Below are 17,264 nucleotides of genomic sequence, written 5' to 3' on the forward strand. Positions count from 1 at the left end.
AGGCCGCCCGCATGACGGGACCTTGCCGGGGCGCACACGTACAATGGCCGCGCTGCCGGCCCACCTGCAGCCACCACTCCCCCACCTGCCGCTTCGGCGTAGACCGATGCCGGCGCTGCATGCCATTGCCGCGGCGTGCGACACCTGCAAGGACCACCGATGAGTTCCTCCACTTCCGATTCGCCGTCGCTGCTGCACGGGCGCGTGCTGGCTTTCGCCGCCATCCTGCTGGCAGCGATCAACCTGCGCACCGCAGTAACGTCGATCACGCCCCTGCTGGACGTGCTCGGCCAGCAGTTCGGCTTCGGTACCACCATGACCGGCGTACTGGGCATGCTGCCGACCGCCTCGTTCGCGCTGTTCGGCGTGGCCACGCCGGCACTGGCGCGGCGCCTGGGCCTGGAACGCACTACGCTGCTGGCAATGCTGATGGCGATGGCCGGCCTGCTGCTGCGCTCCAGCGCCGGCAACGTCGGCACGCTGCTGCTGGGCTCGGTAATCGCGCTGGCCGGCATGGGCATCGGCAACGTGGTGGTGCCGCCGCTGGTGAAGCGTTACTTCGCCAACAAGGTCGGCACCATGAGCACGCTCTACATCAGCGTGCTGCAGCTGGGCACGATGCTGCCGGCGCTACTGGCAGTACCGGTGGCCAACGCTGCAGGCTGGCGCGTGTCGCTGGGCATGTGGGCGCTGCTTGCACTGGCCGCCGCGCTGCCGTGGCTGGTGCTGGCCAGGCGCGCACCGAAACCGCTGGCCGATGCCGCCGATCCCACCGCGCAGCCGCACGGAAAGGTCTGGCGCACGTCGCTGGGCTGGAGCATGACGCTGATGTTCGGCATGACCTCGCTGATGACCTATTCGATGTTCACCTGGCTGCCGCGCATCGTGGTCGAGGCCGGTGGCACGCCTGCATTCGGTGGCGTGATGGTAGCGGTGTTCTCGGCACTGGGCCTGCTGCCGTCACTGGTCATTCCATCGATGGCGGTACGCATGCAGAACCCGTTCCCGCTGGTGCTGATCGGCTTCTTCTCGTTCGTGATCGCCTTCACCGGGCTGCTGCTGGCGCCGATGAAGGCTCCCCTGCTGTGGGCCTGCCTGCTCGGCGTCGGCCCGTCCACCTTCCCGCTGGCGCTGACCCTGATCAACCTGCGCACCCGCACCCCGGCCGGCTCGGCCGCGCTGTCGGGCTTCATGCAGGGCGTGGGCTACAGCTTCAGCTGCCTGGGCCCGTTCCTGGTCGGCTGGCTGCATACCGTCAGCAATGGCTGGATGCTCCCGTTCAGCTTCCTGTTCGGCTGCGCCACCCTGATGCTCTGCGCCTCGTGGGTCGCCTGCAAGCCCCGCAAGCTGGAAGACCTCTGGTAGCCCGGCCGGGGCCGCCAGACGGCCCCGCCTACCGCTCGTCAGACACCGGGGAAATTTTGACGCCGGACTGACAATTGCGGGCGGATAGTGCCCACGAATGCCCTTCCTTGCCGCGTGCCGGCACCGGGCATGGGGGCGGCGGCGCCGCCCAGGCCACCACTCGGTGCGCGGGGGACTCTCGTTTCAGACAAGACATTGCAGGTCGCTGTCCGGGTTGTATCCGTCTTCGCTGGGCGGGAATGCACGAAGGGAGTGACGCGGGCCACGGCCACGCCAAGCACTGGCATGTGATTTGCGTCACATTTTCACGGGTTGTCTGGTTAGGAAGCCAAGGGGGTCCCCAATGGTTGTCCACCGCCGGCTGGCGCTCTGCGTCGGCCTCGCATGCACCGCTCTGGCCTGGGCCAGCAGCGCGGCTCCGTCCGACCGCGACGCGGCCCTGGCCGAGATCGGCCGCTATCGCGACCAGGCCCGCTGGCTGGATGCGCTCGGCGCGATCGAGCGCGCCAACCAGCAGCAGCCCAACGACGATCTGCTGTTCAAGCTGCGCGTGCTGACCCTGGGCGACATCGGCAATGCCTGGCGCGCCTGGGAGCTGTACCAGCAGCGGCCGCAGCTGTTCGACGACGCCCAGAAGCAGCGCCTGGAAGGCGACTACCTGGCCAAACTCGTGGTCTGGAGCCTGGCCTACAGCAGCAGCGAGGACAGCCGCCTGGAAGAAGCCGAATCGACCCTGGCGCGCATGCAGCGCTACATCGGCGGCGAAGGCACCCCGCCCTCGCAGGCGCCACTGCGCATCCGCATGGACCGGCTGATCCTGCTCAACCGGCTGGGCCGCCATGCGCAGGTCCGCGAGGAAGCACGAGCCCTGCAGGCCGAAGGCCACACCCTGCCCGACTACGTGCTGCCTGCCGTGGGCGATTCGTTGATGGGCACCCTGCACCCGGAAGAAGCCATTCCCGTACTGCAGGCAGCCGTCGCTGGCGATCCGGCGCGCGACGCCTCACATTCGGAACTGGCCTACGCCTACCTGGAAAGCGAGCAGCAGGAAAAAGCGATCGACCTGCTGCAGGCATGGCGCGACAAGGAGCCGGCGTGGCGCTGGAGCAATGGCAAATCACCGTACGCGAACTGGTCACGCTACGAGGCCGATCTCAACCTGGCAATGGTGCGCGCTTACAGCGGCGACCTGGTCACCGCGCAGCACGAGCTGGAGTCGATGGTGGACATCGCACCCGGCAACGGAGGCCTGCAGAGTGCGCTGGGCAGCGTCTACATGATGCGCGGCTGGCCACGCAGGGCGCTGCAGCGGCAGCAGATGGCACACGTGCTGGACCCGCGTGACATCGAACCGCGACTGGGCATGGAAGAGGCCTACGTCGCCCTGCAGCGCGACGACCTGGCGCGGCCGCTGCACGATGACCTGGTCGCACGCTATCCCACCCAACCGGCTGTCGAACGCATGGACCAGGCCTGGCGTGCGCATCGCGGCTGGCAGCTGAAGGCATGGACCGACATCGGCCGCAGCTCCGGTGGCGGTGGCACCTCGCCACTGGGCAACAACGATCGCCACTATGGTGTGGAAGTGGAGACACCGATCCTTGATGACCGCTGGCGTTTGTTCGCCCTGGCCGACCGGCGCTCGACCGATTTCCAGGACCAGCGCATCGATCCCCTGTGGCTGGGTGCGGGCGTGCGCTACCGCTTCGGGCAGCTGGATGCGGAAGCGGCCGTCCTGCGCGCCAACGACCACATCGGCGATACCGGCCTGCGGGTCGGCATCGGCTGGCAGTTCAACGATTACTGGCACGCCGGCCTGGTGGCCGCGCGCAATGATCCAGATGCCTCGATGCAGGCACGCGCGGCCGGCATCACCGCCGACAGCGTGAGCGCACAGGTGGACTACCGGCGCAGCGAGCTCACCCATTGGATGCTCGGTGCCAGCCGCTTCCGCTACGACGACGGCAACCATCGCGAACTGTTCAGCACCAGCATTGAACAGCGCCTGTTGACCCGCCCGCGCTGGCTGCTCGATGGCCTGGCCAGTGCCTATACCAGCCGCGGCAGCCGCGACGACGCGCCCTACTTCAATCCAAAGCGCGACCGCATGGTCGAGATCGGCCTGCGCATCGACCAGCAGCTGTGGCGTCACTACGAGCGCCACTTCCGGCACCGGCTGACCGTCTCGCTGGGCGACTACTGGCAGGACGGTTTCGGCAGTGCGCTGGTGCCGACGGTGTCCTACATGCACGAGTGGCAGCTGGGCCCGGGCCGCGTGCTCGAATACGGCGTGCGCTGGTCGCGGCCGGTCTACGACGGCCACCGCGAGCGTCATATCGGCTTCGAAGCCGCACTGCGCTGGGGAGACTGACATGGCCTGCTTCCTGCGACTGATCGTGCTCCTGCTGCTGGCCGCCATGCCGCCGGCGTTCGCGCAGCAGGCCGCGCATCTCGATGCGATCGACAATGGCCTGCTGATCCTCAGCTACCACGACATCCGCGACCAGGTCGCGGCCAAGGGCGATGCCGATACCTATGCGGTGAGCACGCAGAACTTCGCCGCACACCTGGACTGGCTCGGCGCGCATGGCTACCACCCGGTCTCGCTGTCGCAGGTGATCGATGCCTCGCAGGGGCGGGCCACGCTGCCGCCCAAGCCTGTGCTGCTGACCTTCGATGACGGCCTGCGCAGCGTCTACGACAAGGCCTTCCCATTGCTGCAGGCCTACCGCTACCCGGCACTGGTGGCGGTAATCACCGACTACGTGGACATGGCTCCGGGACGCACCATCGACTACGGGTACCGGCCGTTCGGCCGCGATGACTTCGTCACCTGGGCGCAGCTGAAGCAGATGCACGACAGCGGCCTGATCGAAGTGGCCAGCCACACCGATGACCTGCACCACGGCGTGCTCGCCAATCCACAGGGCAATTCCACGCCCGCCGTGGTCACCCGCATCTACAGCCCGGCCACGCACAGCTACGAGACTGAAGCGCAGTATGAGCAGCGCCTGCGCACCGACCTCGCGCGCAGCGTGCAGCGCATCGAGCAGCACCTGGGCGTGCGCCCGCGCGCCATCGTCTGGCCGTACGCGGCCTACAACCAGTTGAGCAACGACATCGCCGAACAGCTGGGCATGCCGGTGTCCTTCGATCTGGAGGGCCGCAGCACGCCGGTGGCCAGCGACCTGCATGGCCTGGCGCGCTTCCTGGTCAGCGACAACCCGACCGTGGAAGGCCTGGCCTACGAGCTGCGCCGCGATGTCGCGCTCGATGGCATCCGTGCCCTGCAGATCGACCTGGATGATGTCTACGACGCTGACCCGGCGCAGCAGGCACGCAACCTCGATGCGCTGGTCGAACGGGTCAAGCGCATCGCGCCGACGCACGTCTACCTGCAGGCGTTCGCCGATCCGGACGGCAACAACACGGCCGATGCGCTGTACTTCCCCAACCGTCACATGCCGATGCGGGCGGACCTGTTCAGCCGCGTCGCCTGGCAACTGAAATCCCGCGCCGGCGTGAAGGTCTACGCATGGCTGCCGGTGCTTGGCTTCGAGCTGCCCGACCCGGCGCAGCGCAAGGCGCTGGCGATCCGCAACGGCGATGCCGACGGCATGTACCGGCTCGACTTCACCAACCCGAAAGCCCGCCAGATCATGCTCGACATCTACGAGGATCTGGCGGTCAATTCCTACTTTGAAGGCCTGCTGTTCCATGACGACGGCTACCTGCGCGACACCGAGCTGCCGGCACTGGCAGCCGGCGGCGATGGCAGTGCGCGCACGCAGGCGCTGATCAGCTTCACCCTGGCGCTGCGCGACAGCGCGCAACGCTGGCGCCCGAAACTGGCCACCGTGCGCAACCTGTACGCTGAGCCGGTACTCCGCCCGCAGAGCGAGGCCTGGTTCGCGCAGCGCCTGGACCTGTTCAACAAGGCCTATGACCAGACCGCGCTGATGGCGATGCCGTGGATGGAAGGCAGCAAGCACCCCGAGCGCTGGCTGGACCAGCTGCTGGCCGCAGTACGCACACACGACCCGCAGCTGCAGCACACCCTGTTCGAGCTGCAGACCGTCGATTGGCGCAACGGGCAACCGATTCCCGCCGAGCGCCTGCGCGCACAGATCCGCCAGTTGCAGGCACAGGGCGTGCACCACTTCGCCTGGTACCCGGACGATTTCATCGCCGACCAGCCCTCCACCCGCGATGCCCGCGCGGCGATGTCCGCCGGCACCTTCCCGTACCCGGAGAAGTGACATGGACATGCATCCGCTGCTGCAGGTCCTGTTCCAGTTCGCTTTCTACTACCCGATGGTGATGGCGTTCTTCTGGATGTCCGGCGGCCTCTACTACTACTACCGGCGCGAACGCCACTCGCGCCCGCGCAACGACCCTCCATTGATGGTCGATCCCCCCTTCGCGAGCCTGCTGGTGCCCTGCCACAACGAGGCAGAGAATCTGGATGACACACTCACTGCGGCGCTGGCCCAGCGTTACCCCGCCGACTACGAAGTGATCGCCATCGATGATGGCAGCAGCGATGACACCGGCGCGCGGCTGGATGTGCTGGCGGCAAGGCACCCGCGGCTGCGCGTATTGCACCTGGATCGTAACCTGGGCAAGGCCAATGCGCTGCGCATGGGCGCACTGGCCGCTCGCTCGGAGTACCTGGTGTGCATCGACGGCGATGCAATGCTGGAGGAACATGCGCTGCACTGGATGATCTGGCACCTGGTCAGCGGCAACCGGGTCGGTGCGGTCACCGGCAACCCGCGCATCCGCAACCGCTCCACCCTGCTCGGACGCCTGCAGGTGGCCGAGTTTTCCTCGATCATCGGCATGATCAAGCGCGCGCAGCGCGTATACGGGCGCATCTTCACCCTCTCCGGGGTGATCGCCGGCTTCCGCCGTACCGCCCTGCATCAGGTCGGCTGGTGGTCGGATGACATGGTGACCGAGGACATCGACATCAGCTGGCGCCTGCAGCGCACGCACTGGGACATCCGCTACGAACCCAATGCGCTGTGCTTCATCCTGATGCCGGAGACCCTCAAGGGCCTGTGGCGGCAGCGCCTGCGCTGGGCCCAGGGCGGCGTGGAGGTAATGCTGCGCCACGCGCGCTCGCTGCTGCACTGGAAAGAGCGGCGCATGTGGGGCGTGCTTCTGGAGTACGTGCTGAGCGTGATCTGGGCCTACACCATGTTGTTCATCGTGCTGCTGTGGGCACTGGGCAAGTTCGTCGAGCTGCCGCCGCAGCTGCATATCGCCAGCCTGCTGCCGCAGTGGCATGGCGTGATCCTGGCGCTGGTCTGCCTGCTGCAGTTCGCCAGCAGCCTGATCATCGACCGGCGTTACGAAACACAGATTGGACGCAACTATTTCTGGGTCATCTGGTACCCGATGGCGTACTGGCTGATCAGCCTTTCCACCACCCTGGTGGCGTTGCCGAAGACACTGCTGCGCCGTCGCAGCAAGCGCGCCACCTGGACCAGCCCTGACCGGGGGATCCGATGAACGCGCAACGCCCGTCCAACCGCTTCGACTCACGGATGATCCGCAAGCCACACCGCCAGCCGCGCTTCCAGCGCACCGCCTGGGGATTCGTCACGCTGGCGTTCTGGGGCTTCTACTTCTACCTGTGGGCGCCCCTGGTGACCCTGTTCTCGTGGTTGGTTGGCGGCCAGCTGGCCTGGCAGCAGCTGTACGAACGGCAAAGCCAGTTCGATCCCTACGTGCTGGTGGCATTGCCGCTGATGCTGCTGGGCGCCAGCGTGCTGCTGATCGGCTGGGCCGAGTACAACCGCGCCCGCTTCCGTGGCCGCGAACGCCGCCTGCCGCGGCCACTGGCCAGCCTCAACGAAGTGGCCGCCGATCTGGGTGCCAGCACGGGGCTGGCCGAACGCCTGATGGGCTGCAAGGCCGCCACGTTGCACATGGATGATCACGCACGCCCGGTCGGCATCCGCCGCGAGGTGGTGTAGCCCGACAACCCGGTGGGGTGCCGACCCTGGTCGGCGCTTGTGCCTGGTGGGTGCCGATCATGGTCGGCACCGGGGTCTGCCGCGAAGAGCATCCACGCATGGCGTGGATCTACTTGCGCGTCTGCCCTTCGCCACGCACCACGAAACGTTCGACGGTGAGCGCTTCCAGACCCATCGGGCCATAGGCATGCAGGCGCGTGGTGGAAATGCCGATTTCGCTGCCCAGGCCCAGCTGGCCACCATCGGAGAAGCGCGATGAGGCATTGACCATCACCACCGCCGAGCGCAGCGCAGTGACGAAGCGCTCGGCATGGTCGGCGTCTGCGGTCGCGATCACTTCGGTGTGGTCGGAGGTATAGCGGCGGATGTGCGCGATGGCCGCATCGAGGTCGTCCACCACGCGCACGGCCAGCACAAGGTCGAGGAACTCGGCGGCGTAGTCCTCCTCGGTCGCCACCGTGCTGCCCGGCAGCAGCGGCTGCGCCTGCGCATCGGCGCGCAGCTGAACGCCACGCTGGCCAAGCGCCTGCGCCACGCGCGGCAGGAAGGAATCGGCTACGTCACGGTGTACCAGCAGTGTCTCCAGAGAATTGCAGGCGGCTGGCCGGCTGCACTTGCCATCCACCAGCAGGTCGATGGCCTTGCCCAGGTCGGCGCTGGCATCCACGAACAGATGACAGACACCCTTGTAGTGCTTGATCACCGGTACCCGCGCATGCTCGGCAACGAAACGGATCAGGCCTTCGCCACCGCGCGGAATCGCCAGGTCGATCAGCTCATGCAGCTGCAGCAGTTGCAGCATCGCCTCGCGGCGCAGGTCGGTCAGCACGGTCACGGCGGCCGGCGGCACGCCATTGGCCTTCAATGCACCGGCGAGTGCCTGCGCGATCGCTGTGTTGGAGTGAATTGCCTCGGAACCACCGCGCAGGATCACGCCGTTACCCGCCTTCAGGCACAGCGCCGCGGCTTCGGCGGTCACGTTCGGGCGCGCCTCGTAGATCATCGCGATCACGCCCAGCGGCACGCGTACCTTCTGCACGCGGATGCCATTCGGGCGCACGTCATCGCGGGTGACCTCGCCGACAGGATCTGGCAATCCGGCCACTTCGCGCACGGCTTCGGCCATCGCGAACAGGCGCGGCGGGTCCAGTGCCAGACGATCGAGCATGGCGCTGCCCACGCCCTTCTCGCGCGCGGCGGCGAGGTCACGTGCATTGCCGGCCAGGATCAACCCTGCATTCACTTCCAGCGCCTGCGCCATCGCCAGCAGCAGCGTGCGTCGTGCCGCGCCGTCGAGGCCGGCAACGATCTGCGCCGCATCACGGCAGGCACGCGCCTGCGCTTCGATCTCGCTCATCGGTGTGTCCTTCAATCCGGTCATGGCAGCACCAGGTCGTCGCGATGGACGACGCTGCCGCCGTAGTTGTAGCCGAGCACGGCCTGGATGTCGCGCGAATGGTGGCCGGCAATCCGGCGTACGTCGTCGGCAGCATACTGGCTGACGCCACGGGCCACGCAGACTCGGCCCTGCGGCGCGTTCCAGCACACCTGTACCATATCGCCGCGGCGGAACACGCCCTCTGCACCGGTGATGCCACCGGGCAGCAGCGAGGCGCCCTTCTCGCGCATCGCCTGTGCCGCACCGGCATCGATGACGATCACACCCTCGGCCAGCGGTGCATGCCGCAGCCAGTGCTTGCGGGCGGCCTCGCGGCTGCGTGCGGCATGGATGCGGGTGCCGAACAGGCGGTCCTGCGCCAGCGCGCGCACCACGTCACCGCTGCGGCCATTGAACAGATAGGTTTCGATGCCCAGGCGTCCGGCCTTCGCCGCCGCCTCCAGCTTGGTGCGCATGCCGCCGGTACCGGCGCGCGAGCCGGCGCCGCCCGCCATCGCCAGCACCTCGTCACCCAGTTCCGGCACGTCGTGCAACGGCCGCGCATCGGCCACGGTGCGCGGGTCGGCGCTGTACAGGCCATCGATGTCGGTGGCGATGAACAGCGCATCGGCGTCGACCAGCGCCGCCACGGTGGCAGCCAGGTTGTCGTTGTCGCCGAGCTTGAGCTCATCCACCGACACGGTGTCGTTCTCGTTGACCACCGGCAACGCGCCCAGGCGCAATAGTTCACTCAACGTGGCGCGTGCATTGAGGTAGCGGCGGCGGTTGCGCAGGTCGTCATGGGTCAGCAGCACCTGCGCCACCGGGCGCTCGAAGAAGCGCTGCCAGAGCCCGATCAGCTGGGCCTGGCCAAGCGCCGCCAGGGCCTGCCGCGCCGCCATCGCTGCGCCCGGTTCATCGGCGCGCGGCAGGATCGCGCGCCCGGCAGCGACCGCGCCGGAGGAGACGATCACCACCTCGCGCCCGCCCAGGAGATTGGCCGAGACGAACTGGGCCAGGCCCAGCGCGTGGCGTGGCGACAGGCCGCCGCCATCGGCTGCCAGCAGGCTGCTGCCGACCTTGAGCACCGCACGCCGCCACGGCGGCAGCACCTGTTCGGGGAACGGCGAGGCGACATGGGCAGCGTGCTGGATCATCGGTCAGGCTCTCAGCGGGTGTTCCATTCGTGCACGGTCAGGTCGGAGGCCTGCATCGTCACCAGTGGATCGGTGGCGACGATGGCCCGCGCCTGCGCCAGGCTGTCCACGTTGCACAGCACGTAGGCGCCACCGCTGCCATCGGCGAAGCCACCGGTCAGCTGCAGCTTGCCCTGCGCCTGCAACGCATCGAGGAAATCGCGGTGCGGCTGCACCGCTGCATCGTTGAAGTCCGGCCGGCGCATCGCCAGGACCAGGTAGACAGTGCCCGCCATCAGGACAGCGCCTGCCAGCGCGCGCGCAGTTCGTCCAGGCGCAGGTCAGCGGCCGCGCCCGGCGATACACGCGCGGCCAGGCTGCCTTCCGGCGTGCGTCCCTGCCCTGCACTGTCGGCACCGGCCGCAGCGGCCTTGTAGGCCTCGCGGAACGGTACGCCAGCCACGGCCGCCTCCACGGCGACGTCGGTGGCATACATGCCCGAATCAATCGCCGCGCGCAGCCTGTCCTCACGCCATTCCAGATTGGCCAGCAGCGCCGGCAGCAGTTCCAGCGCGGCCAGGCCACGGCCGAAGCCGTGGAAGATGGCACCCTTGGACGACTGCAGGTCGCGATGGTAGCCAGACGGCAGCGACAGTAGCTGCTCGATCTCGGTGCGCGCAGCGGCGACGCTGGCGTGGGTGGCGCGCATCAGCTCGATCACATCCGGATTGCGCTTGTTGGGCATGATCGAACTGCCGGTGGTGTACTGCGCCGGCAGCGCGACGAAGCCGAATTCGGCGCTGGTGAACAGCGACAGGTCCCACGCAATGCGGCGCAGGTCCAGCGTGGCGCCACCGAGCGCTTCCAGTGCAGCCAGCTCGAACTTGCCACGCGACAGCTGCGCGTAGATCGGCGAGATCTGCATGCGCGCGAAGCCCAGCGCGGCGGTGGTGTGCTTGCGGTCCAGCGGCAGGTTCACGCCGTAGCCGGCAGCGGTGCCGAGCGGATTGGCATCGACCAGTGCATGGGTGTCACGGGCGCGGATGGCGTTGTCGATGAAGGCCTCGGCCCAGCCCGCCCACCACATTCCGGCCGAGGACACCACGGCACGCTGGATGTGGGTGTAGCCGGGAATCGGCAGATCCTTCTCAGCCTGCGCGCGGTCCAGCGCGACCTTGGCCACGTCGGCGCTGAGCTGGGCCACGCGCAGCAGCTTCTCCTTCAGCCACAGGCGCGTGGCGACCAGGATCTGGTCATTGCGGCTGCGGCCGGTGTGGATCTTGCGACCCGCATCACCAAGGCGTTCGGTCAGGCGCGCTTCGATCGCCGAGTGGCCATCCTCGTACTGCGTATCCAGCACGAAGCGGCCTTCGCGGAAGTCCTGCGCCAGGATCTCCAGTTCGCGCAGAAGTCCGGCAAGCTCATCGGCACTGAGGATGCCGATGTGCTGCAGGCCCTGCGCATGCGCGGCGCTGGCAGCGATGTCATGCAGGAAGAACTCGCGGTCGAGGATCACGTCGTCGCCGGCGAGGAAGGTCTGGATCTGGGCGTCGACGGCGACGCCGGGCTTCTGCCAAAGAAGGTCTGCCATGGGGGCTCCGGAATGCGTGTTCAGTGCGGGATCGACGTCAGTTCGTCGATGCCCAGCGCGAGGTTGAGGTTCTGCATGGCCTGGGTGGCCGCGCCCTTCAGCAGGTTGTCCAGCGTCGCCACCACGACCACGCGCTTGCCGCCCGGCGCGAGCGTGAAGCCACCGACCTGGGCACCGTGGCGGCCGGCGATGCGGCTGACCCACGGCGCTTCGTCCAGCACTTCGATCAAGGGTTCACCGGCATAGGCCTGCTGGAAGCGCTCGACGATCTGCTCACGGGTCTGCACGCGGTTCAGCCACAGGTTGGCGGTCAGCGTGATGCCACGGAAGTGCGGCGCGACGTGTGGCATGAACTCGACGGCCACGCCCAGCTGCACGGACACTTCGCGCTCGTGCACATGGTTGGTCAGCGCATACGGCATCAGGTTGTCGGCCAGCAGTTCGACGTTGTTCTTGTCCGACGGCGTAGTGCCGGCACCGGAGTAGCCGGACACACCGAAGCACTGCGGCGGGCCGGCCAGCAGGTCCAGCAGCGGATGCACCGCCAGCTGCATCGCCGTGGCATAGCAGCCCGGGTTGCTGATGTGCTTCTGGCCGTTGTACCGGCCGCGGGTCAGCTCCGGCAGGCCGTAGTACCAGCTGTTGTCGAAGCGGTAGTCGGCCGACAGGTCGACGATGACGGTGTCGGGCTTCGCCGCTTCCAATGCGGCCACGAACGGAGCGGCCAGGCCGTTGGGCAGGGCCAGGATCACCGCGTCCACCCCCTTGGCCGCCACTGCGTCGGCGTCCAGGTTTTCGTACTGCAGCTCGCCCTGGAATTCCGGGTGGTGGTCGGACAGGCGCTGCCCGGCGCGCTCGCGCGAGGAGACGAAGGCCAGTTCCAGCCGTGGGTGGGCGGCCACCAGCTTGATCAGCTCGGCGCCGGTATGGCCGCGGGCACCGACGATGCCCAGGGTGAAGGTCGAATCGTTCATGCGTGGCTGTCCAGTCGGTATTGCAGGTGGCGCTTCACGCCCTGCCATTCGGCATCGATGATGGAAAAGATGACGGTGTCGCGCGGCGTGCCGTCGGCGTGCCGCTTGTGGTTGCGCAGCACGCCATCCTGCTTGGCGCCCAGGCGGGCGATGGCGGTGCGCGAGGTGACGTTGAACCAACTGGTTTCCAGCACCACGCTGATGCAGCCCATGGCCTCGAAGGCGTGCTGCAGCAGCAACAGCTTGGCTTCGGTGTTGGCGCCGGTGCGCTGCACGCGCGGCGTGTACCAGGTGTAGCCGAGGCTGAGCTTGGGCACGCTGGGATCCATGTCGTAGAAGCGCGTGCTGCCGATGATGTCACCCGCCGCATCGTAGATCACGAACGGCAGCACCTTGCCTTCGGCCTGCACCTGCAGCGCGGCCTGCACATAGGCTTCGGCCCGCTGCGGTGACGGTACCTGGGTGTACCAGAGCTGGTCCAGGCCGCTGCCTTCGAGTGCAGCGCGCAGGCCGGGGACATGCTCAAGCTGAAGCGGCTGCAGCGTCACATGCTGGCCGCGCAGGGTAGGCACCGTCTTCCAAACGTCAGGATTGGTCATCGCTCAGCCCTGCAGGCTCGGTGCGCGCTGCGCGCAATGATCGACATAGGTCTTGATCCGGTCGATGCCATCGGCGCCGAACCAGAACACTTTCCAATGGTCCTGCTTGTAGCAGCCATCGGACTCGGCGTAGTAGAAGTGGTTGATCGGGTTGCCGTGGCGCGAGCGCCAGAACAGCTGCGGGGTTTCCTCCAGCATCACGTTCCAGACCGCACGCCCCAGGCCTTCACCCTGCGCGTCGTCGAGCACGGCGAACTTGTCCAGGTACACGCCCTCTGCCTCGTCGGTGAGGATCACCGCAGTGCGGTAGTTCTCGCTGACATAGGCACGCAGCAGCTTGGTCTTTTCGAAGTAGTCCGGCACCAGGGTGCGGCCGAAGCTGGATTCGATCAGGCCCTTCAGCCGCGGCAGGTCGAGCTCGCTCCAGGCGGTGGCGCGCAGTACTTTCTCACCCTTGCGCACCAGCGTGCCCGAGCCCTTGTGGGTGAACAGTTCCTTGGCCAGGTCGGCCGGACGCGTGATCGACACCGACGATTCCAGCGGCAGGCGGTCGAGCAGGTCCTTGATCTGTTCGATCTTCACCTTCATGCCACCGTGGATCCACGGCTGCGCGATCAGGTGGTCGTATTCGGTGGACAGGTTGATCGAATCGATCACGTTGCCCGCCTCGTCCAGCAGGCCACCGGTGCCGGTCAGGAAGATGATCTTGTACGGCTGCAGTTCCTGCACCAGCTCGTTGGCGGCAAAGTCGGCGTTGACGTTGAGGATCTGGCCACCGGCGGTTTCACCCAGGCTGGTGATGACCGGGATCGAGCCGGCACGCAGGCTGGCCTCGATCGGTGCCAGGTTGACCTTCTTCACCTCGCCGACCAGGCCGTAGGTGTCCACGTCCAGGTACTCGGCCTCGAACACGCCACCGGTGATCGAGGTGGCACGTGCGCCGTTCTGCTGCAGCGCCTCGACCAGGCGCAGGTTGGACTGCTGGAACACCCGGCGCACGATCGCCAATGCTTCCGGCGAAGTCACGCGCAGGCCGTTGACGGTCTGCTTCTCGATGCCGGCGGCCGACAGCTCGGCATCCAGCTGCGGGCCGGCGCCGTGCAGCACGATCGGGGTCAGACCGACCTCCTGCAGGAACGACAGCGAGGAGGTCAGTGCGTCGAGGTCGTCGCGCAGCACCGCGCCGCCGACCTTGACCACGGCGAAGCGCTTGGCATCCAGCTGCGAAAAGCGCTTGAGGTACTGGCTGATCTCCTTCGCGCTGGCCATGCTGGAAAGCAGGCGCACGATGGTCTGGCGGGTCTGGCGGTGGGGCTGGAGGGCAGGAGACATTTCGGTTTCGTCACAGGCGGCGGTCGCCGCGTTGCAGTTCCGCCACGCCCGGGGCATGGCGGCGTTGTGGGGTCGATCAGGCGCCGGCGGTGATGATCCGATGCACGGCGTCGGTGTAGCGCTGCAGCTGGTCCAGCGTCACGAACTCATCGGCGGTGTGGGCCTGGGCGATGTCACCCGGGCCGAACACCAGGGTGGTGTAGCCAGCGGCCGAGAACAGCGACGCCTCGGTCCAGAAATCCACCGCATTGCCGATCGTCAGCTCCAGCGCATCGGCCACGTCGCGCGCCAGCAGGCGGCGGTTCTCAGCTTCGGCAATGTCACCGGCGGGCAGGCTGGGACCACGGAACGTCTCGGTGAAAACGGCGGCTTCCGGCTCGGCGAAACCGGCGAAGGTCGCCAGCAGGCCATCGATGTCCATCGACGGCAGCGGGCGGAACCCGAAGCGCACCTCAGCAGCCGGTGCGATCATGTTGGCCTTGATGCCGCCTTCGACGCGGCCGATATTGAAGCGCAGGCCGGTCAGTCCGCCAAAGCGCGCCGAAGCCAGCGATTCCACATGATCCAGCGCGCGGTTTCCCCAGCGCATGGCCTGGTGCAATGCGCTGGCGGCCGCATCCTGCTTGCCCGAGGCGTGCCCTGCCCGACCGGCGAACTGCATCAGCACCGAACTGATGCCACGGTGCGCCAGCACTGCTTCGCTCATGGTCGGTTCGGCCACGAGTACGGCTTCATACGGCAGGCCACGGGCCAGGAATGCAGCGATGCAGCGCGGGTCGTTGGCTTCCTCGTCGCTGGAGAACAGGAACGCGGCGTCGCCATCGCTGGCGTTGGCCGCCGCCACCAGTGCAGCGGCGGCGCCCTTGATGTCACACACGCCCAGGCCGACCACACGGTCGTCCAGGCGCCGCATCACGTGCGGGTCGGCACTCCAGTGCGGCGAATCCGGCACGGTGTCCAGATGCACGTTGAACAGGTACTTCGGCGTCCCACGCACGGCATACAGGCTCACCGCACCGGCGCCATGGTCGATCACCTCGACGTTGAAGCCGGGCAGGTTGTCGCGCAGGTAATCGAAGATGCCACCGGTGGTGATCGCACGCGGCGGGTTGCGGGTGTCGAAGGACACCAGCGCCTGCAGGTGATACAGGGTGGAAGCAAGCAGGTCGGTCATGGGAATCAACAAGGTGTTCACTCGGCCGCAGCCGGTGCATAGAGGTTCTGGCGCATGATTTCCATCAACGACTCTGGCCGTGCCGGCGCGCTGAAGCCGAACGTGGTGTAGAGCCGGTGGGCATCGCTGGTGGCCAGCATGAAGCGGCGCAGGCCCTGCAACTGCGGATGGGCCATGATCGCCTGCAGCAGTTGCTTGCTGTAGCCCTGGCCGCGGTGCTGTGGCAGCACGAACACATCGGCCAGATAGGCAAAGGTGGCACCATCGGTGATGACGCGCGCGAACGCAACCTGGCCGGACTCGTCCAGGTAGGCGCCAAAACACAGCGAACCATTGATCGCCCGCTCCACCACCTCGCGCCCGATGCCCAGGCTCCAATTGGCCTGGGTGGACAGGAACTGGTGGATCAGGGCAACGTCCAGGTGCTGCGGATCGGTGCTGATGCGGAGCGTGCTCATCGTTTCATCCGGTTGCCGTGCGCCCTGGCCCGCAAAGGGCCAGGGCGATGGGATCTCAGCGGTTCACCTGCGCGAACAGCGTCGAACTCATGCCGAACAGCTTGATGAAGCCTTCGGCCTCTTCCACGCCCCAGTCGGCCGACTGCGCGTAGGTGGCGCCCTTGGCGTTGAGCAGGTGCGGCGACTTCACCGCCACTGCATCGACGCGGCCGCCGCGGGTTTCCAGCACCACTTCGCCGTTGACCTTGGCCTGCGAGGACTTCAGGAAGGCCTCGATGTCGGTCTTCAGCGGGTCGTGGTAGAAGCCTTCGTACACCAGCTCCACCCATTTGCGTGCGACGTCCGGCTTGAAGCGGTTCTGCTGCTTGGTCAGCACGGCATCTTCCAGCGCGCGGTGCGCGGCCAGCAGCGAAACCAGGCCCGGGGCCTCGAACACGATGCGACCCTTCAGGCCGATCACGGTGTCGCCGGTGTAGACGCCGCGGCCAACGCCGTACGGGGCGAACAGCTTGTTGAGCTGGGCCAGGATCTGGTCGCCCGGCAGCGCCTTGCCGTTCAGTTCGACGGCTTCGCCTTCAACGAACTTCAGGGTCACGGTCAGCGCCTGTTCCGGCCATTCGCTGCGCGGCGAGCACCAGCCACGCGCGCCTTCACCCGGGGCTTCCCAACGGTCGATCTCACCGCCGGACATGGTCACGCCCAGCAGGTTCTCGTTGATGGTGTAGGCCTGCTGCTTGGCGCGCACGCCGAAGCCGCGCTCTTCCAGGTACTTCTGCTCGTAGGCGCGGGTCTGGGTGTGTTCCTTCTGGATCTCGCGGATCGGCGCGATGATCTGGTAGTCGCCCAGTGCCTTCACAGCCAGGTCGAAGCGGACCTGGTCGTTGCCCATGCCGGTGCAGCCGTGGGCGACGATGTGGGTACCCAGCTCGGCAGCACGCTTCAGCGCGGCATCGACGATCAGGTAGCGGTCCGAAACCAGCAGCGGGTACTGGCCCTGGTAGCCTTCGCCGGCCCACACGAACGGCTTGACGAAGCCTTCCCAGATGGCCGGGCCACCATTGACGGTGACGTGGCTGGTCACGCCCAGTTCGGCGGCGCGCTTCTCGATGAAATCGCGCTCTTCATCATCCACGCCACCGGTGTCGGCGAACACGGTGTGCACGTTGTAGCCACGCTCCTGCAGGTACGGCACGCAGAAGCTGGTATCCAGGCCGCCGGAGAAGGCGAGAACGACGTCTTTGTTGCTCATGGGGAGGGTATGTCCTGGTAGCGC

At 67.2% G+C, this 17,264-nt stretch carries 15 protein-coding genes; 5 read left to right on the forward strand and 10 right to left on the reverse strand.

All coding sequences use genetic code 11. From position 1 onward, the window contains the following. Positions 1-159: 159 nt before the first annotated feature. The 5 genes from AC5P7X_RS14215 (at position 160) to pgaD (ending at position 7,349) form a co-directional block, all read left to right on the forward strand. Positions 160-1,365 (forward strand): CynX/NimT family MFS transporter, encoded by a 1,206-nt coding sequence (locus AC5P7X_RS14215; RefSeq protein WP_495215047.1) that lies wholly within the window; start codon positions 160-162, stop codon positions 1,363-1,365. A 343-nt stretch (positions 1,366-1,708) separates the two neighbouring features. After that, the gene (gene pgaA / locus AC5P7X_RS14220; RefSeq protein WP_495215048.1) at positions 1,709-3,736 is read left to right on the forward strand and encodes a poly-beta-1,6 N-acetyl-D-glucosamine export porin PgaA; all 2,028 of its coding nucleotides are present in this window, start codon (positions 1,709-1,711) and stop codon (positions 3,734-3,736) included. 1 nt (position 3,737) lies between these two features. Continuing rightward, on the forward strand, positions 3,738-5,624 hold the full coding sequence (gene pgaB / locus AC5P7X_RS14225) for a poly-beta-1,6-N-acetyl-D-glucosamine N-deacetylase PgaB (protein ID WP_329842350.1): 1,887 nt from the start codon (positions 3,738-3,740) through the stop codon (positions 5,622-5,624). A 1-nt stretch (position 5,625) separates the two neighbouring features. After that, on the forward strand, positions 5,626-6,882 hold the full coding sequence (gene pgaC, locus AC5P7X_RS14230; RefSeq protein ID WP_495215050.1) for a poly-beta-1,6-N-acetyl-D-glucosamine synthase: 1,257 nt from the start codon (positions 5,626-5,628) through the stop codon (positions 6,880-6,882). Further along, a complete protein-coding gene (pgaD, locus tag AC5P7X_RS14235; protein ID WP_053499966.1) occupies positions 6,879-7,349 on the forward strand; it encodes a poly-beta-1,6-N-acetyl-D-glucosamine biosynthesis protein PgaD in 471 nt (156 codons plus the stop codon). The genes pgaC and pgaD overlap by 4 nt, the downstream gene beginning before the upstream one ends. A 109-nt stretch (positions 7,350-7,458) precedes the next feature. On the opposite strand, the gene AC5P7X_RS14240 is transcribed toward pgaD, so the two are convergent. The 10 genes from AC5P7X_RS14240 to AC5P7X_RS14285 all read right to left on the reverse strand — a co-directional run bounded on the left by AC5P7X_RS14240 (position 7,459) and on the right by AC5P7X_RS14285 (position 17,240). Then, on the reverse strand, positions 7,459-8,730 hold the full coding sequence (locus AC5P7X_RS14240; protein WP_495215051.1) for a glutamate-5-semialdehyde dehydrogenase: 1,272 nt from the start codon (positions 8,728-8,730) through the stop codon (positions 7,459-7,461). Next, on the reverse strand, positions 8,727-9,884 hold the full coding sequence (gene proB, locus AC5P7X_RS14245; protein ID WP_053499970.1) for a glutamate 5-kinase: 1,158 nt from the start codon (positions 9,882-9,884) through the stop codon (positions 8,727-8,729). Before proB ends, AC5P7X_RS14240 begins: the two co-directional genes overlap by 4 nt. 11 nt (positions 9,885-9,895) lie before the next feature. Next, on the reverse strand, positions 9,896-10,159 hold the full coding sequence (locus AC5P7X_RS14250; RefSeq protein WP_005417692.1) for a YciI family protein: 264 nt from the start codon (positions 10,157-10,159) through the stop codon (positions 9,896-9,898). Beyond that, positions 10,159-11,454: an argininosuccinate lyase gene (argH, locus tag AC5P7X_RS14255; RefSeq protein WP_053499972.1), complete on the reverse strand. Its 1,296-nt coding sequence runs from the start codon at positions 11,452-11,454 to the stop codon at positions 10,159-10,161. Before argH ends, AC5P7X_RS14250 begins: the two co-directional genes overlap by 1 nt. Positions 11,455-11,474: 20 nt before the next feature. Then, positions 11,475-12,428, reverse strand: coding sequence for an N-acetyl-gamma-glutamyl-phosphate reductase (gene argC / locus AC5P7X_RS14260; protein WP_005417695.1), 954 nt, complete (start codon positions 12,426-12,428; stop codon positions 11,475-11,477). Next, entirely contained in the window at positions 12,425-13,027 is a 603-nt protein-coding gene (locus AC5P7X_RS14265) for a GNAT family N-acetyltransferase (RefSeq protein WP_111176212.1), read from the reverse strand. The genes argC and AC5P7X_RS14265 overlap by 4 nt, the downstream gene beginning before the upstream one ends. A gap of 3 nt (positions 13,028-13,030) precedes the next feature. Next, positions 13,031-14,359 carry an acetylglutamate kinase gene (locus tag AC5P7X_RS14270; RefSeq protein WP_171957264.1) on the reverse strand — a complete coding sequence of 443 codons (1,329 nt, stop codon included), beginning with the start codon at positions 14,357-14,359 and terminating at the stop codon, positions 13,031-13,033. A gap of 76 nt (positions 14,360-14,435) precedes the next feature. Beyond that, entirely contained in the window at positions 14,436-15,533 is a 1,098-nt protein-coding gene (locus AC5P7X_RS14275; protein ID WP_053499978.1) for an acetylornithine deacetylase, read from the reverse strand. Between the two features lie 17 nt (positions 15,534-15,550). Next, complete coding sequence (locus AC5P7X_RS14280; RefSeq protein WP_053499980.1) at positions 15,551-15,991, reverse strand: GNAT family N-acetyltransferase; 441 nt, start codon at positions 15,989-15,991, stop codon at positions 15,551-15,553. 55 nt (positions 15,992-16,046) lie between these two features. Further along, positions 16,047-17,240: an argininosuccinate synthase gene (locus tag AC5P7X_RS14285; protein WP_329842354.1), complete on the reverse strand. Its 1,194-nt coding sequence runs from the start codon at positions 17,238-17,240 to the stop codon at positions 16,047-16,049. Positions 17,241-17,264 lie beyond the last annotated feature (24 nt).

The organism is Stenotrophomonas sp. YJH_SMC_53 (assembly GCF_059369995.1).

Bases quoted from the DNA above. Each gene is read 5' to 3' on its own strand.
- AC5P7X_RS14275 (WP_053499978.1), bottom strand. From the start codon at position 15,533: ATGACCGACCTGCTTGCTTCCACCCTGTATCACCTGCAGGCGCTGGTG.
- pgaB (WP_329842350.1), top strand. From the start codon at position 3,738: ATGGCCTGCTTCCTGCGACTGATCGTGCTCCTGCTGCTGGCCGCCATG.
- AC5P7X_RS14240 (WP_495215051.1), bottom strand. From the start codon at position 8,730: ATGACCGGATTGAAGGACACACCGATGAGCGAGATCGAAGCGCAGGCG.
- AC5P7X_RS14285 (WP_329842354.1), bottom strand. From the start codon at position 17,240: ATGAGCAACAAAGACGTCGTTCTCGCCTTCTCCGGCGGCCTGGATACC.
- pgaC (WP_495215050.1), top strand. From the start codon at position 5,626: ATGGACATGCATCCGCTGCTGCAGGTCCTGTTCCAGTTCGCTTTCTAC.
- AC5P7X_RS14280 (WP_053499980.1), bottom strand. From the start codon at position 15,991: ATGAGCACGCTCCGCATCAGCACCGATCCGCAGCACCTGGACGTTGCC.
- pgaA (WP_495215048.1), top strand. From the start codon at position 1,709: ATGGTTGTCCACCGCCGGCTGGCGCTCTGCGTCGGCCTCGCATGCACC.
- AC5P7X_RS14215 (WP_495215047.1), top strand. From the start codon at position 160: ATGAGTTCCTCCACTTCCGATTCGCCGTCGCTGCTGCACGGGCGCGTG.
- AC5P7X_RS14250 (WP_005417692.1), bottom strand. From the start codon at position 10,159: ATGGCGGGCACTGTCTACCTGGTCCTGGCGATGCGCCGGCCGGACTTC.
- proB (WP_053499970.1), bottom strand. From the start codon at position 9,884: ATGATCCAGCACGCTGCCCATGTCGCCTCGCCGTTCCCCGAACAGGTG.
- argH (WP_053499972.1), bottom strand. From the start codon at position 11,454: ATGGCAGACCTTCTTTGGCAGAAGCCCGGCGTCGCCGTCGACGCCCAG.
- argC (WP_005417695.1), bottom strand. From the start codon at position 12,428: ATGAACGATTCGACCTTCACCCTGGGCATCGTCGGTGCCCGCGGCCAT.
- AC5P7X_RS14270 (WP_171957264.1), bottom strand. From the start codon at position 14,359: ATGTCTCCTGCCCTCCAGCCCCACCGCCAGACCCGCCAGACCATCGTG.
- pgaD (WP_053499966.1), top strand. From the start codon at position 6,879: ATGAACGCGCAACGCCCGTCCAACCGCTTCGACTCACGGATGATCCGC.
- AC5P7X_RS14265 (WP_111176212.1), bottom strand. From the start codon at position 13,027: ATGACCAATCCTGACGTTTGGAAGACGGTGCCTACCCTGCGCGGCCAG.